Here is a 21,777-nt window from a genome sequence, read left to right on the forward strand (position 1 = left end):
CCTCCGTCGGCGGGTGAGGCGCAGTGATCTTGGCGAGTTTCGGCTGCTATGGCGACATTTTCTCGCCTAGATCAACTTATCCTCATGGTGTCCGCTACCCCCTACGGGCGAGCAGCCGGACCGTCGGGCAGCAGACCGTGCGAGGCAGCCTTCTCTGGCATAGTCCTCGGGCATGAGCGCCCCCACGGCAGTCACCGAGACGACCCCGAAGGCCGGGCCGCGCGACAACTACGTGGACTTCCTCCGGGCGGCCAGCCTGATCGTCGTGGTGCTGTGGCATTGGGCCTTCACCATTCTGACCTGGGAGTCGAACGGTCCTCAGGCCGGCCCGCACGCGACCAGCCCACTCGGGTTCACGCACGGTTTCTGGCTGGCCACCTGGCTGTTCCAGGTCATGCCGTTGTTCTTCTACGTCGGCGGGTACGTCCATCTCCGTTCCTGGGAACGGGCGCGGCTCAGTGGCGTACAAATTGGAGATTTTGTTCTCCGGCGCATCCGCAAGCTGGCCGTGCCGGCCGTGGTGGTGATGCTGGTCTGGATCGCGGTGGGCTCGGCCATCGGCGGGTATTTCAAGCTGGAGGGGATCGGCCGCGCGGTCCGGCTCATCATCAGTCCGCTGTGGTTTCTCGCGATCTACCTGATGCTGATCGTGCTGCTGCCGGTGTCGCTCTGGCTGCACCGCCGCTATGGCAGCCTCGTGCTGGTCTGGCTGGGCGGCGCGGCGATGATGATTGACGTCGTCCGATTCAACTATCACCTCGAGGCGGCGGGCTGGGCCAACATGATGCTCGTCTGGGGCCTCGCCCACCAGGCGGGATTCTTCTACCAGAAGGTGGTCGACGCGCCGCGGCGCGCGGACTGGACGCTGCTCTGGGCCGGCCTGTTCGGGCTGGTCGGACTCGTCGGCTCCGGCCTCTACCCGGGCTCGATGGTCGGCGTGCCGGGCGAGCGCTTCTCCAACATGGCCCCGCCGACCTTCGTCATCGTCGCCCTGCTGCTGTTCCAGATCGGCGTGGTGGAGCTGCTCCGGCCCACCATGCAGCGCGTCCTGCTCCGGCCACGATGGGGCAAGGCGAACGACCTCATCAACCGCTTCTCACTGCCGCTCTATCTGGTCCACACCACCGGGCTCGCGATATTCCTTTTCCTCGCTTGGTTGCTGTTCGGTTACGAGTTCACGGACCGCACCGACGACCTCACCATCGATCTCCAATGGTGGCTGACCAGGCCACTCGCCGTCGTGGGCCCGCTGATCTGCACGCTTCCGGTGATCGTCCTCTTCAGCAGGATAGGGGTACGCCGAGAGCAGGGCGAGTGACGGAACGCGGTCGCACGGTAACTTCGAGACATGCCCGGTTATGACTGGATCTCGCTGACGACCGACTACGGCCTTTCCGACGGTTTCGTCGCCGCCTGCCACGGTGTCCTCGCCCGGACCTCCCCGGCCGCCCGCGTCATCGACATCTCCCACCTCGTACCGCCGGGTGACGTGGCCCGGGGCGCCGCCGTCCTCGCCCAGACGGTCACGCACCTGCCCCGCGCCGTCCACGTCGCCGTCGTCGATCCCGGCGTCGGCACCGAACGCCGGCCCATCGCCCTCATCACGCCCGGCGGGATCCTCGTCGGACCGGACAACGGACTGCTGCTCTGGGCCGCGCGCGAACTCGGCGGGATCGTCGGCGGCGTACACCTGACGAACGAGAAGTGGTTCGCCGGACGAGTCTCGCGTACGTTCCACGGCCGAGACGTCTTCGCCCCGGTCGCCGGGCGGATCGCCGCAGGCGCCTCACTGATGGACGCCGGACCCGAAATCGACCCGGCGAGCCTCACCATCCTCCCCGACCCGGTGGTCGCGATCGGCGACGGCTGGCTGGAATCCGAAGTACTCACGATCGACCGATTCGGCAACGTACAGCTCGCCGCCGACGGGTCGCTGCTGGCCGGGCTGCCCGGCCAGATCGTGGTCGGCGGCTGCCGGGCGATCAACGGCGCGACCTTCGCCGACGCGCCCCAAGGCGGAATGGTCGTGTTCCCCGACTCCGCCGAACGACTCGCGGTCGCGGTGAACGGCGGCCGGGCGGCAGTGGTCCTAGGAGTCACGGCCGGCGACGTCCTCCGCATCACCACCGACTAGCTCTCGCTCGCCCCTTGCCGCCGCTCGCCCGCTCGCCCGCCCGCTCCGCCGCCCTGACCCCGCGATCATGAACTTTCGGTCTTGATCAACCGGCGTGTCGTGTCCGGCCGACCTTGATCGTTCCCTCAAGTCAATGATCATTTCGCGTTGGCGTCGACCACGGGCGCGCGAAGTTGATCAGGGGACTGGGGAGTTGATCAGGGAGCCTGGGACGCGACACGCCGACCGATCAAGACCGAAAGTTCATGATCGCGCGGAAAGGCAGGGGGCCAGCGAGGTGGCCGAGGAAGGGGCGGAGTAGCGAAACGGCGCGCCGGCCACGAGGGGCGGGCGCGCCGTTCGGCGTGCGAAAACGCAGATCAGCCGGCGGTGCGCTCGAGCGTACGCCCGGGGCGCCGGTTGCGGGTCGCCATAAGAGTCGTCCGCAGCGGCGAATCGTGGCGTACGGTCACCGAAACCTGGCCGTCCGTGATCTTGGTATCCGGCGTCGTGACCTTGCGCGTACCCGGGATGACCTTGCGAGCCGAGCCCGCCGCGGCAGCCGCGGCCACCGGGGTCTCGACAGCACGGCCGGTCTCCAGGCCTTCGAGCTGTTCGGCGAGGGCGAGCGTGTCGCTCACCTCGCGAAGTACCTCGGACAGCTGTGCGCCCAGGGCATCGCAGATCGACGAGAGTAACTCCGACGACGCTTCCTTCTGGCCACGCTCAATCTCCGAGAGATAGCCGAGGCTGACGTTGGCGGCGGTGGAGACCTCTCGTAGGGTCCTGTGCTGGCGCTGGCGGCGCCCGCGCAGTGCATCGCCGATGACGCGTCGCAACAGCACCATGACACACCCCCTAGCGGATCTATCCGGCAGATAGTGCTTGCCGCCGGTTGTCACCGACGGCTGATAACGACCCTACCCCTTGTCGAGACCCTCAGCCAGCAGCGCGAGCGCCGCTGAGACAGCCTGTGCCCGGATCGTGGCACGATCGCCGTCGAACCGCAGTCCCCGAACCTCGCGGTGGCCCTCCGGGCCGGCCACGCCGACGAAGACTGTTCCGACGCTCACACCGTCCTGCGGATCGGGACCGGCCACCCCCGTGGTACCCACTCCCCAGTCGGCGCCGCAGGTCACGGCGGCTCCACGGGCGAGCTGGGCGGCCACCTCGGGGTCCACCGGCCCGTTCGCGGCCAGCAGATCGGCGTCGACGCCGGCCAGCTTGGCCTTGAGGTCCGTCGCATACACGACGAGACCGCCACGGAACGTGCGAGAGACTCCAGGAACCTCGACCAAGGTCGCGGCGAGCAGGCCGCCTGTCAGCGACTCGGCCACTGCGATCGTCTGGCCGCGCTTGATCAAAACGTCGACCACCTCGCGCACATTCCCCGGTTCGGCGCTCATGGAACCTCCGACGTCTGACTCGCCAACCAGGCCTCGTGATCAGCGAGAACTTTCGCCCACAGCGTATTCGGGTTGATTGCGTCCAAACGAATGCCAAACCGGGCAACTTCCGCGAGCCACTCGGCCTGTCCAGACACCTCGCGTACGCTCTTGCCCCCGGCCGCGTGCCGGATCACCTGACACCCGCGCAGAATGTCCACGCCCTCGGCATCGCGTCGCTGGATCGTCAGAACCCGGGTGAAGCCCGATTCCGGCGACGTCGACAGGTACGCGTGATTGGCGGCGAACGTCTGCACGCCGTCGGCGACGGGGCCGAAGTCCATCCCGGCGAACGAAGCGTCTGCGGCATGGGCGAAGTGCCAGCCGCCTTCGACGACCTTCGACGGTTCCAGGGCGTACTCGAACGGGCCCTGGCGGTAGATCCCGGGACGCACCGGCAACGGTTCGTAGAGGGCGTCGCCGAGCCCGGCGTCGACGAACCACACGCCGTCAGGGCACTCCGGCGAGGGGAGCCCGGAGACGGTCAGCGCCAGATGGTTGCCCGTCGCCCCGACCGGCTCCGGGGCAGTGTGCACTCCGCCGACATGCCAGGTCACGGCGTACCCGAGCTGGGTGAGCAGGGTCGCGAAGGCACCGTTGAGCTGGTAGCAGTAGCCGCCACGGCCACGGGTCATCCAGCCGAGCGACTCGGCCGGATCGATCCCCGGCGGCTGCCCGCGATAGATCTCGATGTTCTCGTACGGAACCCGCTCCACATGGGCGCGATGCAAGGCGAACAGGTCGGCGACGCTCGGCTCGGTCGGGCGTACGCCCAGCCGGTCCAGATAGGCCTCGAACATCGGATCTCCCCTCGCGGGGTCAGACCCGTTTCGCCGCCCGCATCCGCAACGCGGTCACGGCGTAATCGACCCCCGTGACGACGGTAACGATCAAGGCCGCTCCCATCAACCACGGTCCCACCCCGCTCAACGGTGCGGGGAACGGCCACAGGTACCAGGTGATGGCGGCGATCTGCAGAACCGTCTTCAGCTTGCCGCCCCGGCTGGCGGCGATGACGCCGTAGCGGATGACCCAGAACCGCAGCGCGGTCACGCCCCATTCGCGTACCAGGATGAGCAACGTGACCCACCACGGGAGCACGCCGTAGGCCGAGAGCAGGACCAGCGCGGATCCGGTCAGGGCCTTGTCCGCGATCGGATCGGCGACCTTGCCGAACGAGGTGATCAGGCCGAACCGGCGGGCGATCCAGCCATCGACGAAATCGGTGAGCGACGCGACGCCGAAGGTGATCGCGGCCGCGATCCGCCAGCTGGAGTCGGTCATCTCCGACACGATCGTCAGGGCGACGAAGACCGGGACCAGCACGATGCGCAGCGCGGTCAGCACGTTGGCCGCGTTGAGGACCGGAACCTTCCGCACTCGCTCCTGCACAGCCGACACGTTAGTGGCCCCGAGAGCTCGGCGTCCGGCGCGCGTCGATCATCGCCACCGGCGTGGCGACCAGGTCGACGCCGTCAGCGGAGACCACACGGGCCTGGACCAGGTCGCCGGGCTGAAGCGCGGCCAGATCGACGCCGTCGTCGCCGCTGACCAGGGTGGTCGAACCGTCGACCTCGGGAGCCTGATGCTCGGCGCGGCCCTCGATCTCGTCGTCGCCGACCGAGTCGATCAGCACCTCGACGAGAGTGCCGACGCGCTCCTCGGCCCGCTGGGCGCACAGTTCCTCGGCCAGCGAGAGGATCTTGTCGTAACGCCGCTGGACGGTCCGCGGCGTGACCTTGCGGTCGAATCCGGCCGCCTCGGTGCCGTCCTCGTCGGAGTAGTCGAAGACACCGATCGCGTCCAGCCGCGCCTCGGTCAGGAAGCGCTCCAGTTCACGTACGTCAGCCGGGGTCTCCCCCGGGAAGCCCACGATGAAGTTGGAGCGCGCGCCCGCGTGCGGAGCCAGTGCGCGAGCCGACGCGAGCAGCTCCAGGAACCGGTCGGTCGAGCCGAACCGCCGCATCCGCCGCAGCACCGGCTCCGAGGAGTGCTGGAACGACAGATCGAAGTACGCCGCCACGCCCGGCGTCGTCGCGATCGTCTCCACCAGGCCCGGCCGAGTCTCGGCGGGTTGCAGGTAGCTGGCCCGGACCCGGACGATCCCGTCGATCGCGGCCAGCTGCGGCAGCAGCTTCTCCAGCGCGCGGGGATCGCCGAGATCCTTGCCGTAGGACGTCGAGTTCTCGCTGACCAGGACCAGTTCGCGGACGCCCGTCCCGGCCAGCCACTCCGCCTCGGCGAGCAGCTCGTCCGGCGTACGCGAGACGAACGCCCCGCGGAAGGCCGGGATGGCGCAGAAGGAGCACCGGCGGTCGCAGCCGCTGGCGAGTTTGAGGGAGGCGACCGGCATGCTGTCGAGCCGGTGGCGCAACACCGGCCGCAGGTGGGCCGGAGTCGCCGCGTCGACGGTGGTCGCCGCGTGGCCAGGGATGATCACGTCGGCCGACCGTCGCTTCACCGGCGTCACCGGCAGCAGTTCGCGCCGGTCGCGCGGGGTATGCGCGGTGAGCTGCTCGCCGTGCCGGACTTTGTCCAGGACGGCGGCGATGCTCGGGTAGTCGTCGAAGCCGAGCACGGCGTCGGCCTCGGGCAGGCTCTCGGCCAGCTCCTTGCCGTAGCGCTCGGCCATGCAGCCGGCCGCGACGACCTTGGCGCCGGTCTGCGCCGCGGCGAGCAGGGTGTCGATCGAGTCTCGCTTCGCCTTCTCCACGAAGCCGCAGGTGTTGACGAGCACCACGTCGGCACCCTCACCGTCGGTCGTCACCTGCCAGCCGTCGTTGGCCAGCCGGGCGGCGAGCTCCTCGGAGTCGACCTCGTTACGGGCGCAGCCCAACGTGAGCAGGGCCACACGGGGCTGGGAAGTGGTGGAAGGCGGCACCCGACAAGACTACCGGGGACCTGCGACACACCCCGTTCTCGTGTCCGCATAGTTGCAGATCACGGTTACGCAGGCGATCTTGGGCACGTTTGGCATGCGTAACCGTGATCTGCCGGCTATCGGGACTGGGCGGCCCGTCGCTCGGCCAGGAGCAGCGCCGCGACCACCACGACGAGCGCGGCCAGCTGGGCGACGGCGTTCAGCCACAGTCCCAGCGGCACGGTCAGGAGCGCACCGATTCCGGCGAAGAACCGGAACCAGGGCGTACCGATCCGCAGGATGCGCCGGAAGAGCGCGTCACCCAGCAGGAAGACGGCCACGCCCCCGCTCAGCACGAGCGCCTGCGCCACCGAGATGTGGTCGGTGGCGTGCCCGATCGCTTTCTTCACCCCGGCCGCCAGCCCGATGACGCCCAGCAGCAGCGGCACGTGCGCCCAGCCGAAGGCGTGCAGCGCGGCCCGGCCGCGCCGGGCGACCGGCGTACGGTCCAGCGCCTCCTCCGCCGCGGAGTCGTCCCCGCCGAAGTAGACCCACCACAACAGGAACGACAACACCAGTCCGAGGAACGCGACGAAGATCAGGGTCGCCGTCAGCTCCAGGCCGCCGGCGCCGACGCCGATGGCGACGATCGACTCGCCCAGCGCGATGATCACGATGAGCCCGTGCCGCTCGACGAAATGCGCCGAACTGATGTTCCACTCCGTCAGCCGGTGCAGGTACGGAGACGCGGTCATCACCAGCGCGGCCGCGATCCAGAGCACAGCCCGCCACGGGTCGGGCACGAACCCGCCCACCAGCACGAGCGAGGCGCTGACCAGGTTCAGCGGGGCGAGCAGGCGCATCGCCGCCGGGGCGACCCGCAACAGCAGTCCGCTGTGGATCGCGTTGACGAGGAAGTAGCCGACGCCGAAGGCCCAGCCGGCCGCGCCGAACGCGTCCGGCAGCGCCAGCGCGATCAGCAGGAAACCCGCCATCCCGAGCAGGAGGAGCCCCCGGCGTACCGGGTCGGTGGGGGCGGCGGTGTTCGTCATCCAGGCGAACCCGTCGTACATCCACCAAATGATCAACAGCAGCAGGAGCACCTGGAGGGTGGTGCCGACGGTGAGATCGTGTGCCAGCACGGCGGTGAGCTGGGTGATGGTGAAGACGAAGACGAGGTCGAAGAAGAGTTCCAGGGTGGAGACGCGGACGACCGATTCACGGCCGGCCGGTACCTCAGGTGCTGTCACGGCGTCACGGTAACCGGTCGGTGACACGGGGGCGATCAGGTTTGCGCCGGCCGCCAAGTCGATCATTGACTCCGGGAGTTGATCAGCCCGCTCGGGACACGACACGCCGGTTGATCACGACCGTTAGTTCATGATCGCGCAGATAACCCCCGGGAATGATCGCGCAGATAACCCCCGGGAATGATCGCGCAGATAACCCCGGGAGGGGGGCGTCAAGCGTCGGCGCCGAGGGATTCGAGGACCTCGGGGAGTTCGTCGGGCTTGATGAGCACCTCGCGCGCCTTGGATCCCTCGGACGGCCCGACGATGCCGCGGGTCTCCATGAGGTCCATCAGCCGGCCGGCCTTGGCGAACCCGACGCGCAGTTTGCGCTGGAGCATGCTGGTCGAGCCGAGCTGGGAGGCGACGACCAGTTCGATCGCCTGCAACAGCAGTTGCAGGTCTTCGCCGATCTCCTCTTCCGCCTTCTTCTTGTTGTCGACCGGCGGCGGCGCGGTGACGTCCGAGCGGAACTGCGGTTCACGCTGCCGCTTGCAGAACTCGACGACATCGACGATCTCCTTCTCGTCGACCCACGCGCCCTGGATCCGGATCGGCTTCGAGGCGCCCATCGGCAGGAAGAGTCCGTCGCCCCGGCCGATCAGCTTCTCCGCGCCGGGCTGGTCCAGGATGACCCGGGAGTCGGCGAGCGAGCTGGTGGCGAAGGCGAGCCGGGACGGGACGTTGGCCTTGATCAGGCCGGTGACCACGTCGACGCTCGGGCGCTGGGTCGCCAGCACCAGGTGGATGCCGGCCGCGCGGGCCAGCTGCGTGATGCGTACGACGGAGTCTTCGACGTCGCGCGGGGCCACCATCATCAGGTCGGCCAGCTCGTCCACGATCACCAGCAGGTACGGGTAGGGCTCGATGACCCGTTCCGACCCCGGCGGGGGCTTGACCTGACCGGCCCGCACCTTGCGGTTGTACTCGTCGATGTGGCGTACGCCAGCCGCGGCGAGGTCGTCGTAGCGCATGTCCATCTCGCGAACGACCCAGTCGAGGGCGTCGGCGGCCTTCTTCGGATTGGTCACGATCGGCGTCACGAGGTGCGGAATCCCCTCGTACGCCGTCAGCTCCACCCGCTTCGGGTCGACCAGCAACAGCCGCACCTGGTCCGGAGTGGACCGGGCGAGGATCGAGACCAGCAGCGAGTTGAGGCAGCTGGACTTGCCGGCACCGGTCGCGCCCGCGATGAGGATGTGCGGCATCTTGGCCAGGTTGGCCACGACGTAGCCGCCTTCGATGTCCTTGCCGAGGCCGACGACCATCGGGTGGGTCTCCTGCTCGGCGACCCGGGACCGCAGCACGTCCCCGAGGGCCACGTCCTCCCGGTCGCTGTTGGGGACCTCGATGCCGATGGCGCTCTTGCCCGGGATCGGGCTGATGATCCGCACGTCCTGCGACTTCACGGCGTACGCGATGTTGCGGGACAGCTGGGTGACCCGTTCGACCTTGACCCCCCGGCCGAGTTCGACCTCGTAGCGGGTGACCGTCGGACCCCGGTTGAATCCGGTGACCGCGGCGTCCACGTCGAACTGCTCGAAGACGTGCCGCAGGGCCTCGATGACGTCGTCGTTGGCCTTCGACCGGGCGCGCGGCGCGGCTCCGTGGCCGAGCAAGGTCATCGGCGGCAGCACGTAGTCGCCGCCCAGTCCGGGCATCGCGAGCTGCTCCAGCTTGACCGCCTTCGGCGGCGGCGCGGTGTGCGCCGGGGGCTCCAGCTGCTTGCGCTCCTTCTTCCGCGAACGCGGAAGGACGATGGTCTCCTGCAGGTCCTCGATGACCTCGCCGTCGATGTCGCCCGGCCCGAACGGGTCCGGCAGCGGCTTGCGGCGGCGCGGCGGCAGCGTCGGGCGCTCGTCGAGGTCGGGCCCGAACTCGTCCTCGTCCTCGGTGGATCCCCGGCCGCCGAACAGCCGGTCGCTCAGCGCGGCGAGTCGTTCCGGCACCTTGTTGAGCGGCGTCGCGGTGACCACCAGGATGCCGAAGACCAAGAGCACCAGCAGTCCGGGCACCGCGACCCAGCCGCTGACCGCGTCCCGGAGCAGGCCGCCGGTGACCGCGCCGATGATGCCGCCGGCGGAGTCTCGCCCGATCTGGTCGGCCGGCGACTGGCTGATGTCGAACAGGCCGGTCAGCGCCAGCAGCAGGCTGCCCCAGCCCACGAGCCCGCTGCCCTGCCGATCCTCCGCCGACGCGTGCCGCATCATCCGGATCGAGGTGAAGCCCAGCAGCAACGGCAGTCCATTGGCGACGGAACCGAAGAAGAACCGCACCTTGTCCGCGATCCACGCGCCGACCGGCCCGCCCGCGTCGAACCACAACGCCACCACGAGCAGCAGCGCGGTCACCAGGCCGAGCAGGCCCAGACCGTCGCGCCGATGCTCCGTCTCCAGCTCACGCGCCGTCGCCGCCTGCCGCCCCACCGCCCGCGCGGCCCAGCCGGTGGCGCCCGCCAGGCCGAAGAACAGCCCGCCGGACACCTTGCCCAGCACATCCAGCGGCCCCGGGAAACTCCGGTTCCGCCGGCGTGCGGTCGTTCTAGCAGGGGTACGCCGAGAGGTGCGGGACGCGGGGGTACGTGCCACCGCAGTGGACGCCTTCGGCGGGTTCACGCGGCGGCTCGGAGTCGGGGTGGTACGGCGCGCCATGCTTGACAGCGTAGAGGAGATCATCAACGAGGTACGGCATTCGCGAAAGCGTGTCACGCCGGGGGTCTCGTTGTGGCACTACGCCTCCGGCGCTAGACCTCCAGCACTGACGGCACGATCATCGGCCGCCGCCGGTACGCCTCGTTCACCCACTTGCCCACCACTCGGCGTACGAGCTGCTGGAGCTGGTGGGGGTCGGTGATGTTGTCGGCGGCGGCCCGGTCGAGCGCCTGCGTGATGAGCGGCAGGACCGGGTCGAACGCAGTGGGGTCCTCGGAGAAGCCCTTCTGCGAGATCGTCGGGCCGCCGACCACCTTGCCGGTGACCGAGTCGACCACCACGGTGACCGCGATGAATCCGCCGTCGCCCAGGATGCGGCGCTCGGTGAGCAGGCTCTCACCGACATCGCCGATGGCCAGACCGTCCACGTAGACGTAGCGGCTCTTGACGTGGCCGACCAGCTCGGCCCGGCCGTCGACCAGGTCCACGACGTCGCCGTCCTCGCAGAGGACGATGCGGTCGGGCGCGACGCCGCTCTCGACGCCGAGCCGGGCGTGCGCGCGCAGGTGGCGCCACTCGCCGTGGACCGGCATGAGGTTGCTGGGCTTGACCACGTTCAGCAGGTAGAGCAGCTCGCCGGCCGGCGAGTGGCCGGAGACGTGCACTTTGGCGACGTCCTTGTGGACGACGGTGGCGCCCTGCCGGGCGAGCTGGTTGATCACCCGGTAGACGCTGGTCTCGTTGCCCGGCACCAGCGAGCTGGCGAGCACCACCGTGTCGCCCGAGGCGATGGTGATGTGCCGGTGGTCGCCGGTGGCCATGCGGCCCAGGGCGCTCATCGGCTCGCCCTGGGAGCCGGTGGACATGAGCACGATCTGCTCGGGCGGCAGCGTGGTCGCCTCGTCGATGCCGATCATCAGGCCCGGCGAGAGGTGCAGCAGGCCCAGGTCGCGGGCGATGCCCATGTTGCGGACCATCGAGCGGCCGATGAAGGCGACCTTGCGGCCGTGCTCCTCGGCGGCGTCGAGGACCTGCTGGACGCGGTGCACGTGGGAGGCGAACGACGCCACGATGATGCGGCCGGTGGCCTTGGCGAAGATCGAGCTGATCACCGGCCCGATCTGCCGCTCCGAGGTCACGAAGCCGGGGATCTCGGCGTTGGTGGAGTCCGAGAGCAGCAGGTCGACGCCCTCCGAGCCGAGCCGGGCGAACCCGGCCAGGTCGGTGATCCGGCCGTCGAGCGGCAGCTGGTCCATCTTGAAGTCGCCGGTGTGCAGCACCAGGCCGGCCGGCGTCCGGATGGCGACCGCCATGGCGTCCGGGATGGAGTGGTTGACCGCGAAGAACTCCGCCTCGAACGGGCCGAGCTGCTCCCGCTGTCCCTCCACGACGGTGAGCGAGTACGGCGTGATCCGGCGCTCGGCGAGCTTCGCCTCGACCAGGGCGAGGGTGAAACGGGAGCCCACGAGGGGGATGTCGGGCTTGTGCGCCAGCAGATAGGGCACCGCTCCGATGTGGTCCTCGTGGCCGTGCGTGAGGACGATCGCCTGCACGTCGTCCAGCCGGTCCAGGATGGGCTCGAAGTCGGGCAGGATCAGGTCGACGCCGGGCTGCTCGGTGTCCGGGAAGAGCACCCCGCAGTCGACGACGAGCAGCTTGCCGTCGAACTCGAAGACGGTCATGTTGCGCCCGATCGCGCCGAGCCCACCCAACGGGATGACACGGAGGCCGCCTTCCGGCAGCGGTGGTGGTGCGGGCAACTCCACGTGCGCTTCGGTCACTTCACAACTCCTGTGGTCCATGGGCGGCCGCGTGCTGCGCAGCCGCGTTTCGCGAGTCAGAGAGGCAGGCCGGCCGCGTCGCAGTCGGCCCGCAGCTGGGCGAGCTCAGCCTCGGTGGCGTCGACCAGCGGCGGGCGCATCGGCCCGGCGGGCAGGCCCTTCGCGTTCATCGCGGCCTTGACGAGGATCGCGCCCTGGGTCCGGAAGATCCCGGTGAACAGCGGCAGCAGCTGCCGGTGCAGCCGCACCGCCTCCGCCGTGTCCCCATCGTGGTACGCCGAGATGAGGCGGGTCGCCACCGCCCCGGTGAGATGCGTGGACGTGCCGACGAGACCGGTCGCGCCGATCGACAACAGCGGCAGCGTCAACGCGTCGTCGCCGCTGTAGTACGCGAGGTCGGTGTCCCGCAGCACCCAGGAGCTGGCGGTCAGGTCGCCCTTGGCGTCCTTGACCGCGACGATCCGGTCGTGCTCGGCGAGTCGCAGGAACGTGTCGGTCGCGATCGGGACACCGCTGCGGCCGGGGATGTCGTAGAGCATCATCGGCAGCCCGGTGGCGTCGGCGACCGTGCGGAAATGGGCGAGCAGCCCGGCCTGCGGCGGCTTGTTGTAGTACGGCGTGACGACGAGCAGGCCGTGCGCGCCCGCCTTCTCGGCGGACCGGGCCAGCTCGACGGTGTGGTGGGTGTTGAACGTGCCGACTCCGGCGACGACCTGGGCCCGATCGCCGACCGCCTCGACGACGGCGCGCAGGATCGTCTCCTTCTCCGCGTCGGAGGTGGTCGGGCTCTCCCCGGTGGTCCCGTTGATCACGAGCGCGTCGTTGTGCTGCTCGTCCACCAGGTACGCGGCCAGCCGGGCGGCGCCGTCCACGTCGAGCGAGCCGTCCGCCCGGAACGGGGTCACCATGGCGGTGAGCAGGCGGCCGAACGGCCGCCGTGAGTCGCGCGTCATACTTGCCAACTTATCGTCAACTGCGGTCCGGGGTGAACTGGCTGAGCAGGCTGGTCAGCCCTGCCAGAGGTACTCGCTCGCGGCGATCTCGCTGCCGTCGCTCAACGTCGTGATCTTGAAGTCGTTGAACACGTTCGGCGCGACCCGCTGCAGCTGGCGAAGGCACTCGACGGCCAGCTCACGAATCTCGACGTCAGCGTGCTCGGTGGCCCGCATGGCGACGAAGTGACGCCAGGCCCGGTAGTTGCCGGTGACCACGATGCGAGTCTCGGTCGCGTTCGGCAGGATGGCGCGGGCCGCCTGCCGGGCCTGCTTGCGCCGCAGGGTGGCGTTCGGGACGTCGGCGAACTTGGCTTCCAAGCCCTCCAGCAGCTCGTTGTACGCCCGGACGGCGGCCTCGCTCGCCTCGACGAACTTCTTGTTCAGCTCGGGGTCGGAGGCGATGGCCTCCGGGGCCACCATGGCCGCCTCGCGCTCGGGGACGTAGCGCTGGGAGAGCTGCGAGTACGAGAAGTGACGGTGGCGGATCAGCTCGTGGGTGAACGAGCGCGACACGCCGGTGAAGTAGAAGCTCACCGTGCCGTGCTCGAGCACCGAGAGGTGACCGACCTCCAGGATGTGGCGGAGATAGCCCTCGTTCGTGGCGGTGGCGGGGTTCGGCTTGCTCCAGGATTGGTAGCAGGCGCGGCCGGCGAACTCCGCGAGCGCCTGCCCGCCGTCGGCGTCGGTCGACCACGGAACGTCGTCCGGGGCCTCGAATTGCGTCCATGCGATCAACTTGACCTGGGGCTGCACGATCTCCGTCACACCCGACACTCTAGACCCACCCCCTGAGGCCGCCTTCTCTGACATCACGAAGACACTTGCGTGACGTCACGCGTGATGTCATAGTGAAGTCATGGAGCTGTCGCCGTACCTCGAAAACCTTCAGCGGGATCTGACCGCCGCCGCCGCGCCCGGTGGCGACGACATCACCCGCGCCGCCGGACTGCTCGCCGGTTCCCTGGAAGCGTCCGCCCGGCTCTGCCTCATGGAGGCGCTGTCCGACGCCGCGGCCGAGATCACCAGCAAGCTGAGCAACGCCAGCGTCGAGGTACGCCTGCGCGGACGCGACGCCGACCTGGTGGTCACCGAGGCCCTCCCCGAACCGGAGGCGCAGCCAGCCGCCGCCGCGGCCCCGCCGCCGACCGAGGGCGAGCAGGCCCGGATCACGCTCCGGCTGCCCGAGCAGCTCAAGGAGACGATCGAACGCGCCGCCGCCGCCGAGGGTGTCTCAGTGAACGCCTGGCTGGTCCGGGCGCTCTGGGGAGCCACCCAGCCGGCTCCGCCCGGACCGGGATTCCGCCCCGGCCCCGGCTTCCCGCCCGGCCCCGGCCCGGGTTTCCAGCCCGGACGCCGCATCACCGGCTACGCCCAGTCCTGATCTTCGCTCACGCCACCCCTCGCTTCACCCTTGAAGGGATTGATCATCATGTACGAGTTCCCGATCACCGGCCCGCTGTCCGCCGACGTACGCGTCAGCGCCGGACGGGTCGAGATCACCGCTCAGCCCGGCCTGACCACCGCCACCGTCGCCGTCGAGCCGCTCGACGGGTCGGACCTCTCCCGGGAGGCCGCCGCGCAGACGACGGTCGAAATGCACGGCACGAACCTGATCGTGAAGGCCCCGGAGCACAAAGGCTGGCTGAAGATGCGCAACCCGCGCCTGGCCGTCTCGATCCGGATCCCGGCCGACAGCACGCTCGACCTGCGTACGGCGTCGGCCGACGCGACCTGCTCCGGGGCGTACCGGCAGGTCTCGGTGCACAGCGCTTCCGGTGACGTCTTCGTCGAGGACGTGACCGGCGACTTCGCCATCACCACGGCCAGCGGCGACGTCCGCGCCATGCACGTCGGCGGCGAGTTCAAGGCGAACTCCGCCAGCGGCGACATCAGCGCCGACACCGTCGACGGCTCCGCCGACCTGCACTCGGCCTCCGGCGACGTCGAACTCGGCACGCTCAGCGGCGGCGTTCGCGCCACGACTGCGTCCGGCGACTTCGCACTGCGTACGCTGCGCAACGGCGTCGCCAAGGTCAACTCGGCCAGCGGCGACATCGCCATCGGCGTCGTCCCGGGCATCGGCGTCTGGATGGAGCTGACCTCGATGTCCGGCCGCGCCCGCAGCGACCTCCAGCCGTCCGGCGCCCCGGCGAGCGGGCAGCCCGACGTCGCCCTGCACCTGCGCTCGATGAGCGGCGACATCGTGGTCAGCCGCGCGGCCGGCTGACCTGGTCGGCTCCCGGTCAGCCGCTCGTCAGCCCCGGAGAAACGCTTCAGCCCTCACCGCGTACGGCGGGTGAGGGCTGGTGGCGTCAGAGTGTCAGCGGTACTGCGAGGTCAGACGTAGAGCCAGGTGAACGGGGCCCACGGCAGATTGCGCAGGATCGTGAAGACGGCCCAGATCCCGAGGAACCACGCGACCGTCTTCGGCCCGACCCGCAACTGCGGCAGCTGCTTGTTGAACACCTTCTTGCCCGCCCAAGCCACGTACGCATAGAGCAGGAACGGCACGGCGAAGACGAACAGCAGGTGGTGGCGGGCAGCGGCGGAGAGGTCGCCGTGCATGAGATACCAGGCGGCCCGCGTGCCACCGCATCCCGGGCAGTCGAACCCGGTGGTCAGCTTGAGCAGGCAGGATGGCGGATCACCGGCGGCCGCGTCGGTCGGGTTGGTGAGCTGGGTGTAGCCGAGCGCACCGGCGATGCAGACCAACGCGGCGGCAGGACCGGCCCAGACCGGCAACGCGGCGCTGCGCCGCATGAACCAGGCGGTGACCCGGTCGGGCGTGGCAACCCCGATGTGGCTGGGGGGTACGGACTCCACCTGCGTCATGTGGTTGACGGTACACCGTTGAGGAAAGGCGCGAGATCCCCTCGCCCGGCCCGATCCACGCCGCTCAGACCAAGCCAACCGGCCAGTCGTTCGAGTTCGGCGCGCAGGGCGCGGGCGGTCGGCTCCGGGTCGGCTCCGGGCTCCAGCCACACCGCCGGAATCCGCAGCACGCCGGCCTTGCGATCGGCCTTCAGGTCGACCCGAGCGGTGAACCGCTCCCCCTGCAGGAAGGGCAGGACGTAGTAGCCGTGCACGCGCTGCGGCTCGGGGACGTAGATCTCGATCCGGTAGCGCAGGCCGAACAGCCGCTCGGTCCGCCCCCGCTCCCAGATCAGCGGGTCGAACGGACTGATCAGGGAACCACCGGTGAACCGGCGGGCCGACGGCGCGTCGCGATGCAGGTACGCCTGTGGCTTCCAGCCCTTGACCTGGACCGGGACCAGGACGTCCGCCTCGACGAGGTCGGCGATCGCCCGGCGGGCACCCTCCACCGGCAGCCGGAAGTAGTCCTTCAACTCGGCCTCGGCCGCGACGCCGAGCGCCCGGGCGGCCCGCTCGACGAGCTGGCGATGGGCGTCTTCGACGGCCGGGGTCGGCGTCGCCACCACGTCGGCGGGCAGCACCCGGGAGGTCAGGTCGTAGCGGCGGGCGAACGAGGTGTTACGCCCGGCGCTGGTGACCGAGCCCTCGTAGAAGAGGAACTCCAGCGCCTTCTTCACGTCAGACCAGTTCCAGCCCCAGTTGCCGCCCTTCGGCTTGGGCACGTCGGCCTCGATCTCGGCGGCGGTCACCGGGCCCCGGTCGGCTACCTCGGCCAGCACCCACTCCACGAGTTGGGGCTGTTCCCGGGCGATGCTGCGCGGGCCGCCCCACGCCTTCTCCCGGGCGGTCGCCATCCGCCAGCGCAGCAGCGGCTGCAGCTCGACCGGGACGAGCGACGCCTCGTGCGCCCAGTATTCGAACAGCCAGCGGGGACGCCGGGAGCTGCCGCGATCGAGCAGCGCCGTGTCATAGGGGCCGATCCGGCTGTAGGCCGGCAGATAGTGCGCCCGCTGCAGGACGTTGACGGAGTCGATCTGCAGCAGGCCGGTGTTGTCCAGGACGCGGCGCAGGTGGCGGCCGGCCGCCGGCCCGACCAGGCTCCGGCCGCCGAAACCAGAGGCCGCCAGGGCGATCCGGCGGGCCTGAGTCAGGGTCAAGGTCTCCATCGCGAGCAAGGTTAACCACTGGCTACGACAGAACCGCCCGCGCTACGTTCCGACCATGGCCACCGTGCGACCGCTGCGAGACGAGGACGTGCCTGCCGTCGTGGCCAGCCACATCAACGGCTGGCGCACGGCGTACCAGGGGATCATCGCGGACGAGGTGCTCACGGGCCTGGACCAGGGCGCGTGGGCCGAGCGACGGCGCACGGAGCTGGCCAAGCGCGCGGCGGGCGAGTCGCCGTGGCAGACGCTGGTCGTGCTGGACGGCGACGGGCCGGACGGCGAGGTGGTCGGGCACGTGAGCTTCGGGCCGTACCGGACCGACGACGGCATCGACCCGGAGGTCGGCGAGATCCTCGCGATCTATGTCGATCCGCCGCTATTTGGTCGGGGCTTCGGCCGGGCGCTGCTGACCGCCGCGCTCGCCGAACTGCCGCAGCCCGAGGTCCGGCTGTGGGTGCTGGAGGAGAACCACCGGGCCAGACGGTTCTACGAGAAGGCCGGGCTACGGCCGGACGGGGTTCGCGAGTTCTGGACTCCCGCCGGGACCACGTTCCGCTACCCCGAGCTGCGCTACCACCTCGTGCGGTGACCGGATCGGGGTCGCGAACAGCAGGACCAGAGTGACGAACACGTAGGCGTTGCTCCCGAGGTAGCCCCAGAAGCTGCTGAAGTGGTTGTCGAACGGCCAGACCAGCTTGCTGCACAGGATGAGATAGCTCACCCCGGCGATGCCCCAGTGCCGCCAGCGCTGGGCGCGATCGGCGAGCCCGGCGTTCACCAGCAGGATGAGCGACGGGATCAGCCAGACCAGGTGGTGGATCCAGGTCACAGGGCTCACCAGGCCGGTGACGACACCGGTGACGGCCAGCCCGGCCGCTTCGTCGCCCGCCTGGAAGGCGCGCCGGCTGCGCAGCACCCACACCACGAGTACGCCGAGTGCCAGCACCAGCCAGGCGAGCTTCGACGGATCCTCGGGGTTCAGCCGGGCCACGAGTCCCTGGAGCGACTGGTTCGAGATGAAGGCCAGCGAGCCGATCCGGTCGGTGTCCCACAGGGCGTTCGTGAAGAATTCGCGGGCCATGTCCGGGGCGATCGCCGCGGTCGCCAATGTGGCTCCAGCAGCGGTGCCCATCGCCACGAACGCGGCGCGCCACCGCTTGGTGAGCAGCAGATAGAGGATGAACAGGCCGGGCGTCAGCTTCACCGCGGTGGCCAGGCCGATCCCGAGCCCGGCCCACTTACGGTTCTTGCCGACGCCGAAGAACAGATCCCCGGCGACCAGCGCCACGAGCAGCATGTTGACCTGCCCGAACAGGAACGTCTCCCGCATCGGCTCGTACGCGATCAGCAGCGCCATGATCAGGGCGGTCTTGTACCGCCGATCCGGTTCGGCCACGAGCCACCAGACCACCAGCCCGGTGGCGGCGATCGTCATCAGCGACGCGAGGGCGATGGCCACCCCCCACGGCACGAACGCCATAGGCAGCATCGCCACCGCCGCGAACGGCGGATAGGTGAACCCGTACGTGCTCCGAGGCTTGATGAAGTCGTACAGCTCGCCGTCGCCGTGCACCCACCAGTTGACCGCGCCGTAGTAGACCTTGAGGTCGAAGAACCCGTGCCGGGTGGCGAAAGCGGCGTCGAAGGCGAGGGCGGCCACGGCCAGCAAGGCCACGATCGCGATCCGGTGTCTCACCCGTTCCCTCTCCCCGATCCGGCACTTCGTTACGCTCTGACGTCGTGGCTCAAGGACATGTCCGCCCCGGGCGGCCCGGTGACGCCGGAGAGATCGCACGCATCCAGGTGGCGACCTGGCGTACCGCCTATCGCCGGCTCTTCCCGCGGCACGTCCTCGCCGACCTCGACGAGACGGAGTTCGCCGCGACCTGGCGCGATTCGATCATGGCCCCGCCGACCGGGCGGCACCGGGTCCTCGTGGCCGTCGAACAGTCCTCGACCTCATCGTACGTGGTGGGGTTCATCGCCTTCGGACCCAGTGATGATCTCTCCACCGCGGCCGAGATCGGCGAACTGCTGGTCGAGCCGCGCTGGGGCCGGCGCGGGCACGGCAGCCGCCTGCTCGCCGCGGCCGCCGATCACTGGCGCGACGACGGCTTCACCAGTGCCCTGGCGTGGGTCTTCGACCAGGCCCCGGCGACGCCGAAGTTCCTGGCGTCGGCCGGCTGGGCGCCGGATGGGGCGCGGCGGTCGCTCGACGTCGAGGACATGCTCGTCCCGCAGTCCCGGTACGCCACCCTGCTCTGACCGCTTTTGACCTGCAGATCACGGATATGCGGGCCAAAGGCGGGCTCGATGGCCTGCGTGACCGTGATCCGCACCAAACGCAGGCGCGCAGGAGCGGGGCTAGAGGAGGGGGTTGATGCCTACGGTCAGGCCGGGGCGGGATCCCACCGACCGGACGGCCAGCACCACGCCCGGCATGAACGACGCCCGGTCGAACGAGTCGTGCCGGATCGTCAGCGTCTCGCCGGGCGTACCGAAGAGGATCTCCTGGTGCGCGACGAGTCCACGGGAGCGCACGCTGTGCACGCGTACGCCGTCGACGGTCGCGCCGCGAGCGCCGTCGATCTCGTCCTTCGTCGCGTCCGGCATCTCGCCCAGTCCCGCCGACGCTCGGGCGGCCGCGATGAGCTGCGCCGTACGCAGCGCGGTCCCGCTCGGGGCGTCCACCTTCTGCGGATGGTGCAGCTCGATGATCTCGGCCGAGTCGAAGTACTTGGCCGCCCGCTCGGCGAACTCCATCATCAGGACCGCGCCGATCGCGAAGTTCGGCGCGACGAGCACCCCGACCTCGGGCTTGCCCGCCAGGAGCGAGCGCACCTGGGCGAGCCGCTCCTCGGTGAACCCGCTCGTCCCCACCACCACGTGGATGCCCTGGTCAACGCACCACTGCACGTTGTCCAGGACCACGTCGGGGTTGGTGAAGTCGACGACGACCTGCGCACCGGCCTCGGTCAGCGCGGTGAGCGGATCACCCTGATCGATCTGCGCGACCAGGTCCAGCCCGTCCGCGGCCGAGACCGCCCGGCAGACCTCCTGACCCATGCGCCCACGGGCGCCCAGCACTCCGACCCGAATCGTCACAGCGTCAACCTAACAGTCGAATGTCCTTGTGCCAGTTCAGGCCGTCATCCCGGCGTGCACCGCCCGCCGGATCGAGCGACCGGAACAGTCGAATGCCCTTGTGCCAGTTCCAGCCGTCCTCCCGGCTTGCACCGCCGCCGGATCGAGCGACCGGAACAGTCAGTGGGGGCCGATCATCGCCAAGTACTCCGGGCCGGTCAGCACGGCGTGGGCGACCTCCGTGACATCGGCGATCGTGACCGCCTCGATCCGCCGCAGCAGATCGTCCACATCGAGCAGATCCCCATAGAGCAGCTCGCCCTTGGCCAGCCGGGTCATCCGCGACCCGGTGTCCTCCAGGCCCAGGACCAGGGCGCCCTTGAGCATCCCCTTGCCCCGGCGCAACTCCTCCTCGGTGATCTCCTCACCGGCCGCCCGGGCCAGCTGATCCCGGACGATCTCCAGCACCTCGTCCACCTTGCCCGGCGCGCATCCGGCGTACACGCCGAAGGTGCCGGTCTCGGCGTACTGCGAGGTGTAGGAGTAGACCGAGTACGCCAGTCCGCGCTTCTCCCGGATCTCCTGGAACAGCCGACTCGACATGCCGCCGCCGAGCACGTTGTTCAACACGCCCACCGCAAAGCGCCGATCGTCCCGCCGGCCGATCCCCGGCCCGCCCAGGACGAGGTGCGCCTGTTCGGTGTCCTTCCGGCGGGTGACCGCCTTCGGCTCGGCGTACAAGACGGGCGTCTCCATGGGCCGCGGACCGACGGGCGACGCGGAACCGGTGTCCAGCGGCGTGCCCGCGAGCGCCGCGACGACCTGCTCCACGACCTGATCGTGATCGAGCCGACCGGCCGCCGCGACCACCATGACGGGGGCGGAGTACCGCGAGCGGTAGAACTCGTGGATGCCGTCCCGGCTCATCGGCGTGATCGACGCGACCGTCCCCGAGATGAGCTTGGCCAGCGGATGCTCACCGTAGATCAGTTCCGCGTGCAGGTCGTGCACCTCATCCGAGGGCTCGTCCTCGGTCATGGCGATCTCTTCGAGGATGACCCCGCGTTCGGTCTCCACATCGGGCTCGGCGAGCACCGAACTGGCGACCGCGTCGCACATGACGTCGATGGCCAGCGGCAGATCGGCGTCGAGCACCCGCGCGTAGTAGCAGGTGTATTCCTTCGTGGTGAAGGCATTGGTCTCGCCGCCGACCGCCTCGATGGCGGCCGAGATGTCCAGCGCGGTACGCCGCGCCGTGCCCTTGAAGAGCAGGTGCTCGAGGAAGTGCGAGGCGCCGCCTTCGCCCTCGGCCTCGTCCCGGGAGCCGACGTTGACCCAGATCCCGAACGACACGCTGCGCATGGCGGGCACGTCTTCGGTGAGGATGCGCAGCCCACTGGGCAGAACCGTCCTACGGACCGTGCCGTCCAGAAAAGCGCTGGACGGCACGGTTACCGGTTGCCTATTGCGGCGACTAGTGGCCGTGCCGCCCAGCAGGACGCTGGACGGCACGGTCTGA

Annotated in this window: 21 protein-coding genes; 6 read left to right on the plus strand and 15 right to left on the minus strand. The window is 69.7% G+C overall.

What is annotated here, in order from left to right:
- Nucleotides 1-172: 172 nt before the first annotated feature.
- Nucleotides 173-1,318 (plus strand): acyltransferase family protein, encoded by a 1,146-nt coding sequence (locus HDA40_RS16575; protein WP_253756764.1) that lies wholly within the window; start codon nucleotides 173-175, stop codon nucleotides 1,316-1,318.
- 30 nt (nucleotides 1,319-1,348) lie between these two features.
- The gene (locus HDA40_RS16580; protein WP_253756766.1) at nucleotides 1,349-2,134 is read left to right on the plus strand and encodes an SAM hydrolase/SAM-dependent halogenase family protein; all 786 of its coding nucleotides are present in this window, start codon (nucleotides 1,349-1,351) and stop codon (nucleotides 2,132-2,134) included.
- A gap of 359 nt (nucleotides 2,135-2,493) precedes the next feature.
- Here the strand turns inward: HDA40_RS16580 and HDA40_RS16585 are convergent, their stop codons facing one another.
- From HDA40_RS16585 to thyX, 10 genes are all read right to left on the minus strand, one after another.
- On the minus strand, nucleotides 2,494-2,961 hold the full coding sequence (locus HDA40_RS16585) for a helix-turn-helix domain-containing protein (protein WP_253756769.1): 468 nt from the start codon (nucleotides 2,959-2,961) through the stop codon (nucleotides 2,494-2,496).
- A gap of 72 nt (nucleotides 2,962-3,033) precedes the next feature.
- On the minus strand, nucleotides 3,034-3,519 hold the full coding sequence (locus HDA40_RS16590; RefSeq protein ID WP_253756772.1) for a CinA family protein: 486 nt from the start codon (nucleotides 3,517-3,519) through the stop codon (nucleotides 3,034-3,036).
- Complete coding sequence (locus HDA40_RS16595; RefSeq protein WP_253756774.1) at nucleotides 3,516-4,358, minus strand: arylamine N-acetyltransferase family protein; 843 nt, start codon at nucleotides 4,356-4,358, stop codon at nucleotides 3,516-3,518. The genes HDA40_RS16590 and HDA40_RS16595 overlap by 4 nt, the downstream gene beginning before the upstream one ends.
- A gap of 19 nt (nucleotides 4,359-4,377) precedes the next feature.
- Nucleotides 4,378-4,959, minus strand: coding sequence for a CDP-diacylglycerol--glycerol-3-phosphate 3-phosphatidyltransferase (gene pgsA / locus HDA40_RS16600; protein WP_372502878.1), 582 nt, complete (start codon nucleotides 4,957-4,959; stop codon nucleotides 4,378-4,380).
- A gap of 1 nt (nucleotide 4,960) precedes the next feature.
- Entirely contained in the window at nucleotides 4,961-6,439 is a 1,479-nt protein-coding gene (gene rimO / locus HDA40_RS16605; RefSeq protein ID WP_253756779.1) for a 30S ribosomal protein S12 methylthiotransferase RimO, read from the minus strand.
- A 116-nt stretch (nucleotides 6,440-6,555) separates the two neighbouring features.
- Entirely contained in the window at nucleotides 6,556-7,668 is a 1,113-nt protein-coding gene (locus tag HDA40_RS16610) for a low temperature requirement protein A (protein WP_253756782.1), read from the minus strand.
- Between the two features lie 212 nt (nucleotides 7,669-7,880).
- A complete protein-coding gene (locus HDA40_RS16615) occupies nucleotides 7,881-10,358 on the minus strand; it encodes an FtsK/SpoIIIE family DNA translocase (protein ID WP_253756785.1) in 2,478 nt (825 codons plus the stop codon).
- Nucleotides 10,359-10,450: 92 nt separating this feature from the next.
- On the minus strand, nucleotides 10,451-12,139 hold the full coding sequence (locus HDA40_RS16620; RefSeq protein WP_253756788.1) for a ribonuclease J: 1,689 nt from the start codon (nucleotides 12,137-12,139) through the stop codon (nucleotides 10,451-10,453).
- 56 nt (nucleotides 12,140-12,195) lie between these two features.
- Entirely contained in the window at nucleotides 12,196-13,092 is an 897-nt protein-coding gene (gene dapA, locus HDA40_RS16625) for a 4-hydroxy-tetrahydrodipicolinate synthase (RefSeq protein ID WP_253756790.1), read from the minus strand.
- A gap of 54 nt (nucleotides 13,093-13,146) precedes the next feature.
- A complete protein-coding gene (gene thyX, locus HDA40_RS16630) occupies nucleotides 13,147-13,890 on the minus strand; it encodes an FAD-dependent thymidylate synthase (RefSeq protein ID WP_253763653.1) in 744 nt (247 codons plus the stop codon).
- Nucleotides 13,891-13,990: 100 nt separating this feature from the next.
- Between thyX and HDA40_RS16635 the strand changes: the two genes are divergently transcribed.
- A complete protein-coding gene (locus tag HDA40_RS16635) occupies nucleotides 13,991-14,515 on the plus strand; it encodes a toxin-antitoxin system HicB family antitoxin (protein ID WP_253756792.1) in 525 nt (174 codons plus the stop codon).
- Nucleotides 14,516-14,563: 48 nt separating this feature from the next.
- A complete protein-coding gene (locus HDA40_RS16640) occupies nucleotides 14,564-15,361 on the plus strand; it encodes a DUF4097 family beta strand repeat-containing protein (RefSeq protein WP_253756794.1) in 798 nt (265 codons plus the stop codon).
- Between the two features lie 110 nt (nucleotides 15,362-15,471).
- Here HDA40_RS16640 and HDA40_RS16645 read toward each other — a convergent pair whose 3' ends face one another.
- Together HDA40_RS16645 and HDA40_RS16650 are read right to left on the minus strand one after the other, a co-directional pair.
- A complete protein-coding gene (locus HDA40_RS16645; protein WP_253756797.1) occupies nucleotides 15,472-15,966 on the minus strand; it encodes a DUF2752 domain-containing protein in 495 nt (164 codons plus the stop codon).
- Nucleotides 15,963-17,174: a winged helix-turn-helix domain-containing protein gene (locus HDA40_RS16650; protein WP_372502879.1), complete on the minus strand. Its 1,212-nt coding sequence runs from the start codon at nucleotides 17,172-17,174 to the stop codon at nucleotides 15,963-15,965. Before HDA40_RS16650 ends, HDA40_RS16645 begins: the two co-directional genes overlap by 4 nt.
- Before the next feature lie 55 nt (nucleotides 17,175-17,229).
- Here HDA40_RS16650 and HDA40_RS16655 point away from each other — a divergent pair, with 55 nt between their 5' ends.
- Nucleotides 17,230-17,763, plus strand: a complete 534-nt coding sequence (locus tag HDA40_RS16655; protein ID WP_253756802.1) for a GNAT family N-acetyltransferase — start codon at nucleotides 17,230-17,232, stop codon at nucleotides 17,761-17,763.
- Here the strand turns inward: HDA40_RS16655 and HDA40_RS16660 are convergent.
- Nucleotides 17,677-18,870, minus strand: a complete 1,194-nt coding sequence (locus HDA40_RS16660; protein ID WP_253756804.1) for a glycosyltransferase 87 family protein — start codon at nucleotides 18,868-18,870, stop codon at nucleotides 17,677-17,679. The two genes, HDA40_RS16655 and HDA40_RS16660, sit on opposite strands and share 87 nt — an antisense overlap.
- Nucleotides 18,871-18,914: 44 nt before the next feature.
- On the opposite strand from HDA40_RS16660, the gene HDA40_RS16665 reads away from it, so the two are divergent.
- The gene (locus tag HDA40_RS16665; RefSeq protein WP_253756806.1) at nucleotides 18,915-19,439 is read left to right on the plus strand and encodes a GNAT family N-acetyltransferase; all 525 of its coding nucleotides are present in this window, start codon (nucleotides 18,915-18,917) and stop codon (nucleotides 19,437-19,439) included.
- 99 nt (nucleotides 19,440-19,538) lie between these two features.
- Here the strand turns inward: HDA40_RS16665 and dapB are convergent, their stop codons facing one another.
- Together dapB and HDA40_RS16675 are read right to left on the minus strand one after the other, a co-directional pair.
- Complete coding sequence (dapB, locus tag HDA40_RS16670; RefSeq protein ID WP_308197715.1) at nucleotides 19,539-20,279, minus strand: 4-hydroxy-tetrahydrodipicolinate reductase; 741 nt, start codon at nucleotides 20,277-20,279, stop codon at nucleotides 19,539-19,541.
- Nucleotides 20,280-20,438: 159 nt separating this feature from the next.
- Nucleotides 20,439-21,770, minus strand: a complete 1,332-nt coding sequence (locus HDA40_RS16675; RefSeq protein ID WP_372502880.1) for a M16 family metallopeptidase — start codon at nucleotides 21,768-21,770, stop codon at nucleotides 20,439-20,441.
- Between the last annotated feature and the right edge of the window lie 7 nt (nucleotides 21,771-21,777).

The sequence above is a fragment of the Hamadaea flava genome (genome assembly GCF_024172085.1).
GTDB lineage: Bacteria > Actinomycetota > Actinomycetes > Mycobacteriales > Micromonosporaceae > Hamadaea > Hamadaea flava.